General features: G+C 71.9%; 16 protein-coding genes. 4 read left to right on the forward strand and 12 right to left on the reverse strand.

Annotation, left to right across the window (positions count from 1 at the left end; translation table 11 throughout):
- Positions 1-24: 24 nt before the first annotated feature.
- Both OG202_RS10240 and OG202_RS10245 read right to left on the reverse strand, forming a co-directional pair.
- Positions 25-471, reverse strand: a complete 447-nt coding sequence (locus tag OG202_RS10240) for a GNAT family N-acetyltransferase (protein ID WP_327730542.1) — start codon at positions 469-471, stop codon at positions 25-27.
- On the reverse strand, positions 468-1,934 hold the full coding sequence (locus tag OG202_RS10245; RefSeq protein ID WP_326584023.1) for an aminotransferase-like domain-containing protein: 1,467 nt from the start codon (positions 1,932-1,934) through the stop codon (positions 468-470). The genes OG202_RS10240 and OG202_RS10245 overlap by 4 nt, the downstream gene beginning before the upstream one ends.
- Here OG202_RS10245 and OG202_RS10250 point away from each other — a divergent pair.
- Positions 1,933-2,967: a DMT family transporter gene (locus OG202_RS10250; protein WP_326584022.1), complete on the forward strand. Its 1,035-nt coding sequence runs from the start codon at positions 1,933-1,935 to the stop codon at positions 2,965-2,967. The two genes, OG202_RS10245 and OG202_RS10250, sit on opposite strands and share 2 nt — an antisense overlap.
- Before the next feature lie 91 nt (positions 2,968-3,058).
- The gene (locus OG202_RS10255) at positions 3,059-3,256 is read left to right on the forward strand and encodes a DUF1918 domain-containing protein (protein ID WP_326584021.1); all 198 of its coding nucleotides are present in this window, start codon (positions 3,059-3,061) and stop codon (positions 3,254-3,256) included.
- A gap of 24 nt (positions 3,257-3,280) precedes the next feature.
- On the opposite strand, the gene OG202_RS10260 is transcribed toward OG202_RS10255, so the two are convergent.
- Complete coding sequence (locus tag OG202_RS10260; RefSeq protein WP_326584020.1) at positions 3,281-4,540, reverse strand: glycoside hydrolase family 10 protein; 1,260 nt, start codon at positions 4,538-4,540, stop codon at positions 3,281-3,283.
- A gap of 177 nt (positions 4,541-4,717) precedes the next feature.
- Between OG202_RS10260 and OG202_RS10265 the strand changes: the two genes are divergently transcribed.
- Entirely contained in the window at positions 4,718-5,593 is an 876-nt protein-coding gene (locus OG202_RS10265) for a 3-hydroxybutyryl-CoA dehydrogenase (protein WP_326584019.1), read from the forward strand.
- Positions 5,594-5,784: 191 nt separating this feature from the next.
- Complete coding sequence (locus OG202_RS10270; protein WP_326584018.1) at positions 5,785-6,042, forward strand: hypothetical protein; 258 nt, start codon at positions 5,785-5,787, stop codon at positions 6,040-6,042.
- Positions 6,043-6,069: 27 nt separating this feature from the next.
- Here the strand turns inward: OG202_RS10270 and OG202_RS10275 are convergent, their stop codons facing one another.
- From OG202_RS10275 to rpmI, 9 genes are all read right to left on the reverse strand, one after another.
- Positions 6,070-6,615, reverse strand: coding sequence for an NUDIX domain-containing protein (locus OG202_RS10275; protein ID WP_326584017.1), 546 nt, complete (start codon positions 6,613-6,615; stop codon positions 6,070-6,072).
- Between the two features lie 98 nt (positions 6,616-6,713).
- Positions 6,714-8,054 (reverse strand): transcriptional regulator, encoded by a 1,341-nt coding sequence (locus tag OG202_RS10280; RefSeq protein ID WP_327730538.1) that lies wholly within the window; start codon positions 8,052-8,054, stop codon positions 6,714-6,716.
- Between the two features lie 210 nt (positions 8,055-8,264).
- On the reverse strand, positions 8,265-9,176 hold the full coding sequence (locus OG202_RS10285; RefSeq protein ID WP_327730537.1) for a PP2C family protein-serine/threonine phosphatase: 912 nt from the start codon (positions 9,174-9,176) through the stop codon (positions 8,265-8,267).
- Positions 9,177-9,528: 352 nt separating this feature from the next.
- Positions 9,529-12,051 (reverse strand): phenylalanine--tRNA ligase subunit beta, encoded by a 2,523-nt coding sequence (gene pheT / locus OG202_RS10290; protein WP_327730536.1) that lies wholly within the window; start codon positions 12,049-12,051, stop codon positions 9,529-9,531.
- On the reverse strand, positions 12,051-13,172 hold the full coding sequence (pheS, locus tag OG202_RS10295; protein WP_327730535.1) for a phenylalanine--tRNA ligase subunit alpha: 1,122 nt from the start codon (positions 13,170-13,172) through the stop codon (positions 12,051-12,053). Before pheS ends, pheT begins: the two co-directional genes overlap by 1 nt.
- A 135-nt stretch (positions 13,173-13,307) precedes the next feature.
- Positions 13,308-14,444 carry a sensor histidine kinase gene (locus tag OG202_RS10300; protein ID WP_327730534.1) on the reverse strand — a complete coding sequence of 379 codons (1,137 nt, stop codon included), beginning with the start codon at positions 14,442-14,444 and terminating at the stop codon, positions 13,308-13,310.
- Between the two features lie 53 nt (positions 14,445-14,497).
- Positions 14,498-15,355 (reverse strand): TrmH family RNA methyltransferase, encoded by an 858-nt coding sequence (locus OG202_RS10305; protein WP_327730533.1) that lies wholly within the window; start codon positions 15,353-15,355, stop codon positions 14,498-14,500.
- 307 nt (positions 15,356-15,662) lie between these two features.
- Entirely contained in the window at positions 15,663-16,046 is a 384-nt protein-coding gene (rplT, locus tag OG202_RS10310) for a 50S ribosomal protein L20 (RefSeq protein WP_184896197.1), read from the reverse strand.
- A gap of 110 nt (positions 16,047-16,156) precedes the next feature.
- Positions 16,157-16,351, reverse strand: a complete 195-nt coding sequence (gene rpmI / locus OG202_RS10315) for a 50S ribosomal protein L35 (protein ID WP_003977225.1) — start codon at positions 16,349-16,351, stop codon at positions 16,157-16,159.
- Between the last annotated feature and the right edge of the window lie 90 nt (positions 16,352-16,441).

The raw sequence follows: 16,441 nt of genomic DNA on the forward strand, positions 1-16,441 counted from the left end.
ACACTCGTCGCCCAGCAGTGCGGCTCACTCGAACACGAGCGCCATCCACTGGTCGGGCTCGGCGAGCGGCGCGAACCCGAGCTTCGCGTAGACGCCGTGCGCGTCGTGCGTGGCGAGCATGATGCGACGCAGCCCGTACGGCCGCAGGTGCTCGCGCACGGCCGCGACCAGGGTCGTGCCCAGGCCCTTCCCCCGCGCCGACCGGTCGACGTACACGTCGCAGAGCCACGCGAACGTGGTCCGGTCGGTCACCACCCGGGCGTACGCGACCTGCTCCCCCGAACCCACCTCGTACACCCCGAAGTTGAGCGATCCCCGGATCGCGCTCTCCTGCTTGTCGCGAGGGCGGCCGAGGGCCCAGTACGCGTCGGTGGACAGCCAGTGGTGGACCCGTCCGACGTCGATGCGGTCCGGGTCGGCGGACATCTCGTAGCCCTCGGGCAGGCCGGACGGGGTCGACTCGTCGTTCATGGGTGGACGCTCGCAGGCCAGGAGCCCGCTGTCGAACCGTTTACGGCCGCCCTGAGCCTCCTCACGCCTTCCGTGATCTCCCCCGCCCCCGCGACGCCGGCGAAGCTCAACCGCAGGTGACCGGCCGGGGGTTCGGCGCTGAAGTAGGGGCGGCCGGGGGTGACGGCGACGCCCGTGCGGAGGGCGGCGGCGACCAGGGCGGGCTCGTCGGTGCCGTCAGGGAGGCGCAGCCACAGGTGGTAGCCGCCGGAGGGGATGTGGGGCAGCGCCAGTTCGGGCAGCCCCAGGCGCAGCTCGGACGTCAGCGTGTCCCGGCGGTTCTTCAACTCCCTTGAAACCGACCGGAGATGGCGGGGCCAGGCGGGCGAGCCGACGAGTTCGAGTGCGGCCTCCTGGAGGGGACGCGGCACGAAGAAGGTGTCGACGACCTGGATGGCGCGCAGCCGTTCCAGGACCGGGCCCCGCGCGGCCAGGGCACCCACCCGGAAGCTGGGCGAGGTCGCCTTGGTCAGCGAGGAGACGTGCACGACCACACCGTCGGGGTCGTCGGCCACCAGCGGCCTGGGCAGCGGCCCGGCGTCCTCGTGCACGAGACGGCGCACGAAGTCGTCCTCCACGACGAAGGCTCCCGCCGCGCGGGCGATCCGCAGCACCTCGCCCCGGCGGTCGGCCGACAGGGCGGCGCCGGTGGGGTTCTGGAACAGCGGCTGGCAGACGAAGACACGGGCGCCGGACGCCTTGAACGCGTCGGCGAGCAGGGCGGGTCTGACGCCGTCCGCGTCCATCGGTACCGGAACGGGCCGCAGCCCGGCCGCCCGCGCGATCGCCAACATGCCCGGATACGTGGGCGATTCGACGAGCACGGGCGCCCCGGGCGGCGCGAGGGCGCGCAGGGCGGTGGTCAGGGCGGACTGGCCGCCCGCCGCGACGATCACCTCGGCCGCGGTGATCGCCCCGCCGATGCTCCGCGCGAACCACTCGCGCAGTTCCGGGACGCCCTCGACCGGTGGCCGCGCCCATACCCCGGGCCGCCGCCCGGCCCTCGACAGGGCCGCGGCCATCGCCTGCTCCGGCTGCAGCGACGGGTGCAGATAGCCGCCGTTGAACTCGATCACGCCGGGCGGCGGAGAGGCGAGCGAGACCAGCACTCCGGAGGCGTCCACCGTGCGGGGCGACGGCTCGGCGCTGCCGTCCGCGCTCAGCGCGACCTCCTGCCAGGACGTGTCCCCCACGACCGCCGCCCCGCTCTCGCGCGGCCGCGCCCGGAAGGCGCCCGCCCCCGGTCGGGTCACCACGAGCCCCTCGGCGGCCAGCTGCGCCAGGGCCCGTGAGACGGTCACCGGGCTCACTCGGAACCGCTCGACGAGCGCCCGGCTCGACGGCAGCTTTCCACCCGGCGAGTAGCGGTCCAGCTCCTTCCGCAACTGCTCCGCCAGCTCCGCGCCACTGCTACGCTCATGCATGAGAGCAGAGAGTAGCGCTATCGCCCAGGATTCAGTAGCGGTGGGCGGTGGCCGGGAAGGCACCGACCCGCGACCGGCCACCTCCGCAGCCCGGTCCTCCGCCGACGCGGGCCCAGCTAAGCCCGCGCACTCGCCCGCGCCCACGCCCGCGCCCTCGCCCACGCCCGATCGCCGCCTCCGCACCGGCGGCACCCTCCAGGCCGCCCTCGGCGTCACCGCCTTCTCCCTCACCTTCCCCGCCACCGCCTGGGGGCTGGAGGGCTTCGGCCCCTGGTCCCTGGTCGCCGTGCGGAGCGTCCTCGCGGCCGTCATCGCGGGCGGCTGTCTGCTGGCCTTGCGGGTGCGGCCGCCCGGTCGCCGGCACTGGGCCGGACTCGCCGTGGTCGCCGCCGGAGTGGTCGTCGGCTTTCCCCTGCTCACCACGCTCGCCCTGCGGACCTCGACCACCGCGCACGCCGCCGTGGTGGTCGGTCTGCTCCCGCTGACGACCGCCCTGTGCTCGGCGCTGCGCATGGGCACGCGCCCCTCGCGCACCTTCTGGACCGCCGCCCTCGCCGGCGCCGCCGCCGTCCTCGCGTTCACCGTGACGCGGAGCGGCGGCGCCCTCACGACGGCCGACCTCTTTCTCTTCGGCGCCCTGCTGGTGTGCGCGGCCGGCTACACCGAGGGCGGCCGGCTGGCCCGCGTGATGCCGGGCTGGCAGGTCATCGGCTGGGCCCTGGTGCTGTGTCTGCCGCTGAGTGTGCCGGGGGCCCTGCTGGCCCTGTCGTACGAGCCGGTGCGACTGACCGCGCACAGTGTGGCCGGGCTGCTGTGGGTGGCGGCCGGGTCCCAGTTCCTGGGGCTGGTCGTCTGGTACCGGGGCATGGCGGCGATCGGCATACCGAAGGCCAGCCAGTTGCAGTTGGCGCAGCCGCTGCTCACACTGGTGTGGTCGGTGCTGCTCCTCGGCGAGCAGCTCACCCCGGCCGCGCCCCTGACGGCCGCCGCCGTGCTGGTCTGCATCGCGGTCACCCAGCGCACTTCCGCCTGAGAGTCCGTACGCACACCGGTCCAACCGGCGCCGCCCGCAATAGACTGCGGTCACGGACCGCCACTCCCGTGCAAGACGAGGAGGCCCCCCGATGCAGGCAACCGTAGGCGACACCCTGCTGGTGCACGGCAGGACCGTCGGGCACCACGACCGGACCGCGGAGGTCCTGGAGGTGCTCGGCCAGGACGGGAATCCGCCCTACCGGGTCAGGTTCGACGACGACGGGCACGAGGCACTGATGTCCCCCGGCCCGGACACCGTCGTCCGTCATCCCGGGGACCCGAGGTAACCGCTCCGCCCCACCCCGGTCCCGTCAGCGCGGTGGCTCCGCCGGCTGCTGGTAGTGGTCGGCGACCACGCGTGCCATCGTGCCGATCCTGTCCTGCCGGACGTCCTTGGCCGAGAAGAAGGCGTGTCCACGCGCCTCAGGAAAGTCGCGGGCCAGGGTGAGGTGCGCCGAGAGTTCGGCCGGGTCCTGCCAGGCCGCGGGCTGTGCCGGGTCGCCCGCCTTGTACAGGGCCTCCCCGATGTACAGCCGCGTCCCGCTGCCCCGGGCGGTCTCGGCCCACCAGGGCAGCAGCTTGGCGTAGTCGGCGGCGCCGAAGCCGATGTTCCAGTACAGCTGCGGCACGATGTAGTCGATCCAGTTCTCCCGGACCCACCTGCGCGTGTCCGCGTGCAGGTCGTCGTACGTCTGCACGCCCGCGCGGGTGTCCGAGCCCAGCTCGTCGGTCTCGGCGTTGCGCCACACCCCGAAGGGGCTGATCCCGAATTCGGTGCCGGGGCGGATCGTCTTGATCTCCGCCGCCGTCTCCCGCACCAGCCTGTCGATGTTGTCGCGCCGCCAGGCGGCCCGGTTGGGGAACCCGCCGCCGTGCTGGTCGTACGCCGCGTCGTCGTCGAAGACCTGGCCCGCGACCGGGTACGGGTAGAAGTAGTCGTCGAAGTGCACGGCGTCGACCGGGTACTTCCGTACGGCGTCGAGCATGGCCGTCCGCACGAAGGCGCGGACGGCGGGGATGCCGGGGTTGTAGTAGAGCTTGCCGCCGTAGGGGACGACCCAGTCGGGGTTCTTCCGGGCCGGGTGAGAGGCGACGAGACGGCTCGGGTCGGCGTGGATGGCGACGCGGTACGGGTTGAACCAGGCGTGCAGTGAGAGGCCCCGAGCGTGCGCCTCCTCGACCGCCGTGCCCAGCGGGTCCCAGCCGGGGTCCTTGCCCTGGGTGCCGGTGAGGTACTGCGACCAGGGCTCGTACGGGGAGGGCCAGAGGGCGTCGGCGGTGGGGCGGACCTGGAAGATCACCGTGTTGAGGCGGCAGTCGACGGCGGTGTCGAGATGGGCGAGGAGCTCGGCGCGCTGTTCGTCGGGGGTCAGGCCGGACTTCGAGGGCCAGTCCCGGTTGAGGACGGTGGCCAGCCACATGCCGCGCAGCTCGCCCTCGGCCGCCCTGCGGCGGGGGCCGGGCTCTCCGCCGGCGATGGCGGTGCCCGCCGCCACACCGCCCGCCGCCACGAGAGTCGACACCGCGGTCGCCCAGAACGCCCGTCGTGACATCCGTGGCTTCCGGTGCATCGTCCTACCTCCGCTTACCGCGTCCCGCGTGCCCGCCCCTCGCGGACCGTCCCCGGGCCAGCCTTCCATGTGACACCCGGAATACTGATCAGTAGACGTCGCGGGTAACGTGCAGGTTTGGCGCATGCCCACACCAGGGGTGTCCGCCAGGCACACAGAGCCAGTGAAAGGGACGATGTGACGGACATCCCGGCGGGAGACATTGCACGCGTCGGAGTCGTGGGCTGCGGCCAGATGGGAGCGGGCATCGCCGAGGTGTGCGCCCGCGCCGGACTGGACGTCAAGGTCGCCGAGACCACCGGCGAAGCCCTGGAGATCGGCCGTACCCGGCTGTTCAACTCCCTGTCCAAGGCCGCCGAGCGCGGCAAGATCACCGAGGCCGAGCGGGACGAGACGCAGGCGCGCCTGAGCTTCACCACCGATCTCGGCGAGTTCGCCGACCGGGACCTCGTCATCGAGGCGGTCGTGGAGAACGAGCAGGTGAAGACCGAGATCTTCCAGGTGCTCGACCAGGTGGTGACCCGTCCGGACGCGATCCTCGCCTCCAACACCTCCTCCATCCCGCTGGTGAAGCTCGCGGTCGCCACCTCGCGCCCCGACCACGTCATCGGCATCCACTTCTTCAACCCGGCCCCGGTACAGAAGCTCGTCGAGCTGATCCCGGCGCTGACCACCTCCGAGGGCACCCTCAGCCGGGCGCAGCTGTTCGCCGAGAAGGTGCTCGGCAAGCACGCCGTGCGCGCCCAGGACCGCTCGGGCTTCGTCGTCAACGCGCTGCTCGTGCCGTATCTGCTCTCCGCGATCCGGATGTTCGAGTCGGGCATCGCCAGCCGCGAGGACATCGACAACGGCATGGAGATGGGCTGCGCCCACCCGATGGGCCCGCTGAAGCTCTCCGACCTGATCGGCCTGGACACCATCGTCTCCATCGCCCACTCGATGTACGAGGAGTACAAGGAGCCGCTGTACGCCGCTCCCCCGCTGCTCCAGCGCATGGTGGACGCAGGGAGGCTCGGCCGGAAGGCGGGGTCGGGCTTCTACTCGTACGCCTGATCACGGACGGTCAGCTTCCCTTTCCCGCACGGGCCCGGCACCGAAATCGGTGCCGGGCCCGTCGTATTCACACACCGTGTGCGCGGCGGACACGCATATGCCGTTCGCACACTCTCCCCACGCGCCGACCAGGCGAGTTGACTTGCCGTGCGCATGCAAGGGACGGCACGACTACAGAAAGGAGCGGACTCGTGGCCATCGACCCCGAGCCTCCCGTGCTCCACGGTGAACTCGCAGAGTTACGCCGCCGCCTGGACGTGGCGCACGCCCGCGTCGAAGGCGGGCACACCCTGCTGAGCCACCGCGCCGAGCAGACCGCCAAGGAACTGGACGATCTGAGCGCACGGATCGTCGCCCTGGAGCACGGCCGCTGGCCCCTGCCCGCGGTGGCGGCCCTCACCGCCCTGGGCGCCCTGGTGGTGTCCGTCTGGCAGGCACTGGGCCGCTAGCCGGCCGGGCGGGACACGAGGGGGAGTTCAGCCCCTGGCATCCTGCCCGAGACGCAGGTGGTGCAGCAGGAGCAAAGCGGCCGCCATGTTGGCGGCCGGGACCTCGCCGCGGGCGACCATGTCGGGAACGAGTTTGAGGGGAACCCATTCCCGACGGTCCGACTCGAAGTCGTCCACGGGGTGACCGACATACGCGCCCTCGTCGGCCCAGTAGATGTGGTGCCGGGCGTCGGTGAGCCCGTTGGAGGGCTCGACGCTCATCAGGTGGTGCAGGGGTCCCGGCCGCCATCCGGTCTCCTCCTCCAGTTCGCGGGCGGCCGCCGCGGCGATGGCTTCGCCGTCCTCGACGACGCCTGCCGCGAGCTCCCACCCCCAGCTGTCGGTGATGAAGCGGTGCCGCCAGAGCAGCAGCACCTCGTTCGCCTCGTTGACCACGGTGGCCACGGCGACGGGCCGCAGCCGGATCAGGAAGTGATCGAGGTGCTGCCCGTCCGGCAACGCGACATCTGCGAGATTGACGCTGAACCAGCGGTTCGAGTACACAGTTTGTTCGCTCTGCTTCGTCCACTGCACGGTTCTGCCACCTTCCGCTGAGTAAGTGGCAATATCGCAGCAGGAGCTTGGTGACAGCAGGCGCACAGCCGGTGCACGGCCGCGCCCCGGGGACGGTGTCAGAGCGGTACGCGCAGTGCTCCGTCGATGAGTTCGGCGGCTTCGGAGGTCCCCGCGCAGCCGCTGCGCGCGAGGTGTTCGCGTACCGCCCGCAGTCTGTCACGCAGGCGCATGGACTCCATTCCACGCGCCCGCTCGGCCATCTCCACGGCGGTGGCCACCGCCTTGTCCGCGTTGCCCTGCCGCAGCTCGATCTGGCTGAGCATCGCGAGCCGGTGCACCCGCCCCCGGTCGTGCGCCGGGGTGTCGACGGCGGCCGCGGCGTGCTCCGCCGCGGCGGTCAGTTCGCCGAGGCTGAGCAACGCCTCCGCCACCTGTACGTTCACCAGGCCGGGTTGGACATAGCCGGTCTCATCGGGTTCGTACCCGCGCCGGATGCGCTCGGCGGCCTGCTCGGCCCGCCGGATGCAGGACAGCGCACTCGTGCCGTCGCCCAGGTGCGCGTACGCCTTCGCCTGCATCGCGTAGAGGTCGGAGGCGAGTGCCGGCGTGATGTGCGGGCCGGCGGTGCGCAGCGCCGCCTCGGCGAAGGCGACGGCCTGCCGGTACTCCCGCATGAACAGCGCCTGGTTGACGAGCAGCGCGATGACGTACGCCCCGAGCCCCCGGTCCCCGCTGGCCTTCGCCAGCCGCAGCGCCTGGTGGAAGTACCGCTGGGCCAGCCCGTGGGCGTCGGAGTCGTAGGCGCAGATCCCGGCGATCGCGACCAACCCGCCGGTGGCCCGGTGCAGTTGGCGCCCGGTGGCATCGGTGTAGCTGCCCCGCAGCAGCGGCGCGGCCTCGGCGTTGAGGAACCCCACGATCCGGGTGCGCGTGGCGACTCCTCCGGCCTTGCGGTACATCTGCTCGTAGTGCGTACGGGCCGCGCGCAGCATCTCGATGTCGGCCATGCTGACGCGATGCCGCCCGCCACGGGACACATCGACGTCCTCCGGCGGGTTCTCCCACTCCCATACGGGCATCACGGCGGGCGTCCCGGTGACGGCGGGGGCACCGAGGACATGGGGGCGCTGTTGTTCGTCGGAGCGCCACAGGGCGGTGGCTCGCTCCACGAAACCGGAGAGCCCGGCACCGTGCGGGGAGATCGCCTCGCCCGGCACGCCGAGCCCGATGTCGTCGAGGGTGACGGTCCGGTGCAGCCGCCCGGCGAGCACCTCACAGATCAGGTCGGGCACCTGCCCTCGCGGCCGCTGCCCCTTCAACCACCGCGCCACGGCGGTGTGTTCGTACCTCAGTGCCAGCCCACGGACCCGCCCCGCCTGGTTGACGTGCGCGGCGAGACCGGCGTGGGAGATACCGGCCTCGTCGAGGATCGCGTCGAGCAGGGTGTTGGGCTGCATGGAGGCCCTCCGGTGGCTCGGTGCCGGCGAGTGGCAGCGTAGCGCCTCTCCTTTCACACGGGGTGTGAAGCGAACGCCCGAATTCGGGCTGTGCACGCGCTGTCGCAGAGAGTTTCGGACCGGTTGACTGAAATGCCTCGCAAGAGGCCGGCCGGGCCGCCGGCTCCCCCTCGTACAGTGCGGCGGCCCGGCCGGGCCGAACGGGGGCGACTACGGGGCGGGAGCGACAGGTGGGTTGTCGGCTGCGGGTGTGTCGTGGCTGGTCGCGCAGTTCCCCGCGCCCCCAAAAGCACGGGTCCGGCTGATCAGCCGGTCGTTGCGGAGTACCAGTATCGCGATGTCGTCCTTGGGTCTTCCCCCTGCGTGGCGGAGGAGTTGGGTGAACACCGCGCGGAGCACCGACTGGGGAGAGACGGGGAGGCCTCGTGCGGCTTCCCGCAGCGCGCCCGCCAGGGGAAAGAAGCGACCCTGCCCGTCCCTCGCGTCCTCCACCCCGTCCGTGTGGAGGAACAGGGCCTCGCCCGGGAGGAGTTGACCGCAGGCGGTGACCGGGAGCTCGGCGGGCAGCGGGAAGAGCCCGAGCGGGGGCATGGGGTCGGCGTGGGGGACAGGTGCCGCACGGCCGACGCCCAGCAGATAGGGCCACGGGTGGCCGCAGTTGAGGGCGTTCAGTTCGCCGTCGGGGCCGATCTCCAGGAGGAGGACGGTGACGAAGTCCTCGGTGTCCTCGGGGCGGGCGCCGTCGCGGAGGTGGCGGGCGAGGGCGCGGTCGAGACGGGCGAGGACTCCGGCGAGGTCGGCCTCGTCGTGGACGGCTTCGCGGAAGCTGCCGAGGACGGCGGCGACGGTGCCGACGGCGGCGAGGCCGTGGCCGCGTACGTCGCCCATCACCACCCGTACGCCGTGCTCGGTGGCGATCACCTCGTACAGGTCGCCGCCGACGCCCGCGCCCCGGTCGGCGGAGAGTTGGACGGCGGCGGTGGCCAGACCCTCGATCCGCGCGGGCAGCGGCCTGAGCAGCGCGCTCCGCGCGGAGCCCGCGGCCTCGCGCGCCTGCCGCACTTCCCGCAGCATCACCTGCCTGACGTGCAGCATCAGTCCGGTGCCTACCGCCAAGCACACGGCACCACCGGCGATCCGGGCGCCGATCAGCGCCCGCCGCACGGACCGCCGACCGGAGAGACGACGCCCCCGGGACAACGCCCGCCGAGGAGACCCAGCCCTGATTCGAATCATGCCGTTGGCCCCCCATCAGGCCCGGACAGCGCGAACGGCCCCGAGAGACCGGTCCGATTCTGTCGACCGGATGCCCCGATTGGGGAGATCGTCCAGGATTGTCACCCGAATGAGTGAGGTGACTCGGGGAGGGTCTCGATGAGGGCGAAGCCCCATCGAGGGGCGTGGGGAACTGCGCGACCAGCCACGAACACCCCGCGGCCGCCGTACCGGCGCAGTCCCCCACCCCCTGGGCGCCCTAACTACGAAGCACGGCCCCCGTACGCTCGCCCGCGAGCGCGACCGCCGCGTCCCGAGCGGCCGAAGCCTCATCCACGGTCAGCGTCCGATCCGCCGCGCGGAACCGCAGCGCGTACGCCAACGACTTCCGCCCGTCGCCCAGCTGCTCCGCGTTCTCGTAGACGTCGAACAGCCGGATGCCCTCGAGGAGTTCACCCGCGCCCTCGCGCAACGCGGCCTCCACGTCGGCGTGCGGCACGAACGCGTCGACCACCAGCGCGACATCCTGCGTGGCGACGGGGAACGAGGAGATGCTCGGTGCCTGCGGGGTGCTGTCCCCCACCTGCTCCAGGGCGTCCACGTCGATCTCCATCGCGGCGGTACGGGCCGGCAGCCCGAGCGCCTTGAGCACGCGCGGGTGCAGCTCACCGGCGTGGCCGACGACCCGCTCGGTGCCGTCGGCGACGATCACGAACTCGGCACAGCGGCCCGGGTGCCAGGGGCCGTACTGCCCCTTGCGGACGACCAGTTCGGCACCGGCCTCGCGCGCGACCGCGCGCCCCGCCTCGATGGTGTCGGCCCAGTCCGCCGGGCGGCCCTTGCCCCACCAGCCGGCCTGCTCACGGGCTCCGGCCACGACGACGGCGACGTGGCGCGGCTGCTCGGGCAGCGCGGCGTTCAGCGTCGCGATCTCCTCGTCGGTGGGCCGGCGGTCGACCGGCGGCGCGACGGCGACGCGCCGCTCCTCACGCGGGAGGAACACCAGGCCGGTCTCGAACAGGGCCAGGTCGTGCGTGCCTCGGCCGTCGTTGCGCCGCAGCGCGCCCAGCAGACCCGGCAGCAGCGACGTGCGGAGCGCGGGCTCCTCGTCGTTGAGCGGGTTGGTGAGCTTGACGACGCGGCGGGCCGGGTCGTCGGCGTCCAGACCGAGCTGGTCGAAGACCTGCTCGCCGATGAACGGGTAGTTGGGCGCCTCGACGTATCCGGCGCCGGCCAGCGCCCGGCCGACCCGGCGGTGCAGCCGCTGCCGGTGGGTCAGGCCACGGCCCGACGGGGGCTTGGGCAGCGTGGAGGGCAGGTTCTCGTAGCCCTCCAGCCGGATGACCTCCTCGGCGAGGTCGTTGACCTCGGTGAGGTCGGGCCGCCAGGACGGCACGGTGACGATCAGCTCGTCCTGCCCGTAGACGTCGCAGCCCACCTCCTGGAGGCGGCGTACGACGATCTCGCGGCCGTACTCGACGCCCGCGACCCTGTCCGGGTGGCTCGCGGGCATGGTGATGGTGTGCGGCGCGGACGGGGCGATCACCTCGGTGACGCCCGCGTCGGCCGTACCGCCGGCGAGGAGCACCAGCAGGTCGACGGTGCGCTGGGCGGCGGCGGCCGCGGCCATCGGGTCGACGCCGCGCTCGAAGCGACGGGACGCCTCCGACGACAGCTTGTGCCGGCGGGCCGTGCGCGCGATGGCGACCTGGTCGAAGTGGGCGGCCTCGATGACCACGTCGGTGGAGGCGTTCCCCCCGTTCTCGGCGGCGTCGTGGTCGGCGATCTCCGTGTCGGCGCCGCCCATGACACCGGCGAGGCCGATGGGACCGCGCTCGTCGGTGATCACCAGGTCCTCGGCGTGCAGGGTGCGGGTGGTGCCGTCGAGGGTGACGATCTTCTCGCCCTCCTCGGCCCGGCGCACGCCGATCGTGCCCTGGACCAGGGAGCGGTCGTAGGCGTGCAGCGGCTGGCCCAGCTCCATCATCACGTAGTTGGTGATGTCGACGGCGAGCGAGATCGGGCGCATGCCGACCTTCTGCAGCCGGCGCTTGAGCCAGATCGGGGAGCGCGCCTCGGGGTCGAGGCCGGTGACGGTGCGGGCGGTGAAGCGGTCACAGCCGAGCGGGTCGGAGACCTGGACGGGGTGGCCGAACGCGTTCGGCCCCGGGACGTCGAGGAGCGCCGGGTCGCGCAGCGGCAGGCCGTAGGCGATGGCGGTCTCGCGGGCGACGCCGCGGATCGACAGGCAGTCGCCGCGGTTGGCGGTGACGGCGATGTCGAGGACCTCGTCGACCAGCTCCAGGAGCTCGATCGCGTCCTTGCCGACCTCGGTCTCCGGCGGCAGCACGATGATGCCCTTGGTGCCGTCGTCGCCCATGCCCAGCTCGTCGCTGGAGCAGATCATGCCGTGCGAGGTGTGGCCGTAGGTCTTGCGGGCGGAGATGGCGAAGCCGCCGGGCAGTTCGGCGCCGGGCAGGACGACCACGACCTTGTCGCCCACCGCGAAGTTGCGGGCGCCGCAGACGATCTCCTGGGGCTCGCCGGTGCCGTTGGCGGTGCCGACGTCGACGGTGCAGAAGCGGATCGGCTTCTTGAACTCCGTCAGCTCCTCGATGGTCAGCACCTGACCGACGACGAGGGGGCCCTTGAGGCCGTCGCCGAGCTGCTCGACCGTCTCGACCTCCAGGCCGGCCGAGATGAGCTTGGCCTGGACGTCACGGCCGGTCTCGGTGGCCGGCAGGTCGACGTACTCCCGCAGCCAAGAAAGCGGGACCCGCATCAGATCTCCATCCCGAACGGCCGGGTGAACCGGACGTCACCCTCGACCATGTCTCGCATGTCTTCGACGTTGTGGCGGAACATCAGCATCCGCTCGATGCCGAACCCGAAGGCGAATCCGCTGTACTTCTCCGGGTCGACGCCGCAGGCGGTGAGGACCTTGGGGTTGACCATGCCGCAGCCGCCGAGCTCGATCCAGCCCTCGCTGGAGCAGGTGCGGCAGGGGCGGTCGGGGTTGCCGACGGACTCGCCGCGGCAGACGTAGCACACCATGTCCATCTCGGCGGACGGCTCGGTGAACGGGAAGAAGTTCGGCCGCAGCCGGGTCTTCATGCCCTCGCCGAACAGGGCCTGGACCATGTGGTCCATCGTGCCCTTGAGGTCGGCCATGGTGAGGCCCTCGTCGACGGCCAGCAGCTCGACCTGGCGGAAGACCGGGGTGTGCGTGGCGTCCAGCTCGTCGGTGCGGTAGACGACGCCGGGACAGATCACGTACACCGGCAGCTCGCGGTCGAGCAGGGAGCGGATCTGCACGGGCGAGGTGTGGGTGCGCAGCACGACGCCGGACTCGGTGCCGCCCTCGGGGCCCTGCACGAAGAAGGTGTCGGCCTCGCCGCGGGCCGGGTGGTCCGGGCCGATGTTGAGGGCGTCGAAGTTGAACCACTCGGCCTCGACCTGGGGGCCCTCGGCGACCTCGTAGCCCATGGCCACGAAGACGTCCTCGATGCGCTCCGACAGGGTGGTGAGCGGGTGGCGGGCGCCGGCCGGTACGCGGTCGTAGGGCAGCGTGACGTCCACGGCCTCCTCGACCAGCACCCGGGCGTCGCGCTCGGACTCCAGCTCGCTCTGACGGGCGGCGAGGCCCTTGTTCACCGCGCCCCGGGCCTGGCCGACCAGCTTGCCGGCCGAGGCCTTGGCCTGCGGGGGCAGCGCGCCGATCTCGCGGTTGGCGAGGGCCAGCGGGGAGGTGCCGCCGGTGTGGGCGACCTTGGCCTCCTGGAGCGCGTCGAGGGAGTCCGCGGCGGCGAAGGCGGCGAGCGCCTCGTCCCGCATGCGCTCGATCTCTTCCGGTTTCAAGGCCTCGACCTCTACAGGGTCGTACGACTTATTCGGTGCCGACATCTCTTCCCGTGCTTCCGATTGGCTGGCTGAAGGTCCCCGTACCGACTCGTGGACAGATCGTCACGGTTTTTGGGACACAAAGGTGCCAAAGGCCGAGTCTAACGGGGTGGAGGTGAACGAACGCGCCCGTGGTGCTCAGGCCAGGTAGGCCGGAGCGCTCACGGGCAACGTAAATCGGAACTCGGCGCCGCCGCCGGGGGCGCGTCCGACGGTGATGGTGCCGCCGTGGGCTTCGACGATGCCCTTGACGATGTACAGCCCGAGGCCGGTGCCGCCGCGCTTGCTGCCCCGCCAGAAGCGGGTGAAGACGCGGTTCATGGACTCCTCCGGGATGCCACTGCCTTCGTCGCTCACCGTGACCGACGTACCGGTGTCCTCCCCTTCCCGGGGGGACGCCGTGGGCGTGACGTCAATCGTGACGGTTCCCTCGCCGTGCCGCACCGCATTTTCCAGCAGGTTGCTCAGCACCTGGTCGATCTTGTCCGGGTCGGCCCACAGATCGGGCAGCGGCTGCTCGATCCGCAGCAGGAACCGGTCGGCCGGCTGCCCCGCGGCGACGTACGCCTGGATGTGCCGCCCGACGGCCGCGCCGATGTCGACGGGCTGCCGCCGCACTTCGAGCCGCCCGGAGTCGATCCGCGAGATGTCCAGCAGCTCCGCGATGAGCCGGGTGACCCGATTGGCGTCGGCGTCCACGGTCTCCAGCATCAGCTTCTTCTGGTCGTCGGTGAACCGCTCCCACTTGGCCAGCAGCGTCGCGGTGAATCCCTTGACCGACGTCAGCGGCGAGCGCAGCTCATGGGCCACGGTGGCGATCAGCTCGGCGTGGCTGCGCTCGGTGCGGCGCCGGGCCTCGGTGTCGCGCAGGGAGACGACGACCCGGCGGACGGGGCCCTTCGGCTCCGTACGGATGTAGCGGGCCGATACGAGGATCTCGCGCGCCCCGGGCAGGAGCAGGTTCCGCTCGGGCTGTCCGACCCGGATGGCGAGCCCGCCGTACGGGTCGGTCAGCTGCCACCAGCGGCGGCCTTCGAGGTCTTCTAAAGGGAGGGCCCATTCGAGGGGGCGGCCGAGGGCGTCGGCGGCGGGGGTGGCGGTGATCCGGGCGGCGGCGGCGTTGAAGCAGATCACGCGGCCGTTCTCGTCGGCCACGACCAGTCCGTCGGGGAGGTCGTCGGGGTCGATGCCGAGCTCGGCGAGGTCATCCTGCCGGGCCGCAGGTGTGGCGAGCACGTCCCGTGCCCCCCGTGCGCTGCTCGTGCCGACCCTCATCCCCGTACCCCACCTCTCGCGTTGTGCAGTGGGCCCCCGAGCCCGTCACCCTACTAGCTGGGCGTGACGGTGCGGCACCCTCCGAAGGCGCGCTGTGCACGGGCGGACGCGTAGAGACATACGGCGGCGGCGGTCGCCAGGTTCAGGCTTTCCGCCTTTCCGTGGATCGGTACGCGTACGACGGCGTCGGCGAGCCCCCGCGTCTCCTCGGGCAGCCCCCACGCCTCGTTCCCGAACACCCACGCCGTGGGCCCGCCCATCGTCCCTTTGTCCAGCTCGTCGTCGAGGTCGTCCTGTCCCGCCCCGTCGGCCGCGAGAATCCGCACACCGGCGCTCCTGAGCCCCGCCACGGCCTCATCGACGGGCACGCCGACGGCGACGGGCAGATGGAACAGCGACCCGACGGAGGCACGCACGGCCTTGGGGTTGTAGAGGTCCACGGAGGCGTCGGTGAGCACGACGGCCTCGGCCCCCGCGGCGTCGGCGCAGCGCAGTACGGTGCCGGCGTTGCCGGGGTCGCGGACGTGGGCGAGCACGGCGACCAGCTTGGGACGGCCCTTGAGGATCGTCTCGAAGGGGGTGTCGAGGAACCGGCAGATCCCGACGAGGCCCTGCGGCGTGACGGTGGTGGAGATGTCGGCGACGACCGCCTCGTCGGCGAGGTGCACCCGTGCCCCGACGGCGCGGGCCTCCCCGACGATGTCGGCGTACCGCTCCGCGGCCTCGACCGTGGCGAACAGTTCGACGAGGGTGGGCGTGCCCTGCACCTGGTGCCCGGCCGCCTCCCGCACCGCCTGCGGGCCCTCCGCCAGGAACAGCCGGTCCTTGCCCCGGAAGTTCCGCTTCGCGAGCCGCCGCGCGGCGGACACGCGGGCGGAGCGGGGGGAGATCAACTCGGGGGCGGGGGGCATGGGTCACCTTTTGGATCGGGTGGGTGAGCGGGTGGACTGGGCGCCTGAGAGCTCGGGGAGTGCGGTGCGTTCGGCGAGTGCGGGTGGGTGGGGCTCCTCGCGCAGTTCCCCGCGCCCCTGAAAGACCAGGCCCCTGCGGGCCTGAAAAGCACGGGCGCAGCCCCTGCTGTTCAGGGGCGCGGGGAACTGCGCGAGGAGCCCCACCCACCCGCAGCCGACAACGCACCCGAAAACGCCCGGACCCGCAGGCGGCGAACACCTGCGGGTCCGGGTCACAACACACGCGGGGCTCGAGCCAGCGCGAGCGTCACGCTGCCTTGGGCGCGTTCACGTCCGCCGGCAGCGCCTTCTGGGCCACCTCGACCAGCGCGGCGAAAGCCGTGGCGTCGTTGACGGCCAGCTCGGCGAGGATCTTGCGGTCCACCTCGATGTTGGCGGCCTTCAGACCCTGGATGAGGCGGTTGTACGTCATGCCGTTCTGGCGGGCCGCAGCGTTGATGCGCTGGATCCACAGCTGACGGAAGTCGCCCTTGCGCTTCTTGCGGTCGTTGTAGTTGTAGACCAGCGAGTGGGTGACCTGCTCCTTGGCCTTGCGGTACAGGCGCGAACGCTGACCGCGGTAGCCGGAGGCCTGCTCGAGGATCGCCCGGCGCTTCTTGTGGGCGTTGACTGCCCGCTTGACGCGTGCCACTTGTTAACTCCTTGTAGCGGGGCCGTGGGTGTCCTCACACGACCCGAATTCGATGGGGTCCCGGTCCTGACGTACGGCGCGCACCGATCGGTTGATCAGGTGCCGTCGCGTCACTTGCCGAGAAGCTTCTTGATCTTCGCGGCGTCGCCCGGGGCCATCTCGGCGTTGCCGGTGAGGCGACGCGTCACGCGGGACGACTTGTGCTCGAGCAGGTGGCGCTTGCCGGCGCGCTCACGGAGCACCTTGCCGGAGCCGGTGATCTTGAAGCGCTTGCTGGCACCGCTGTGCGACTTGTTCTTCGGCATAGCGCCGTTCTCTCCTCGTCAGTGGCGCTCCGGTGCCCGGTCGCGAAACCGGGCACGACGGAACGTCATTTCTATCGGTTGACACCCTGG

Source organism: Streptomyces sp. NBC_00310 (genome assembly GCF_036208085.1).
In the GTDB taxonomy this organism is placed as follows: Bacteria; Actinomycetota; Actinomycetes; order Streptomycetales; family Streptomycetaceae; genus Streptomyces.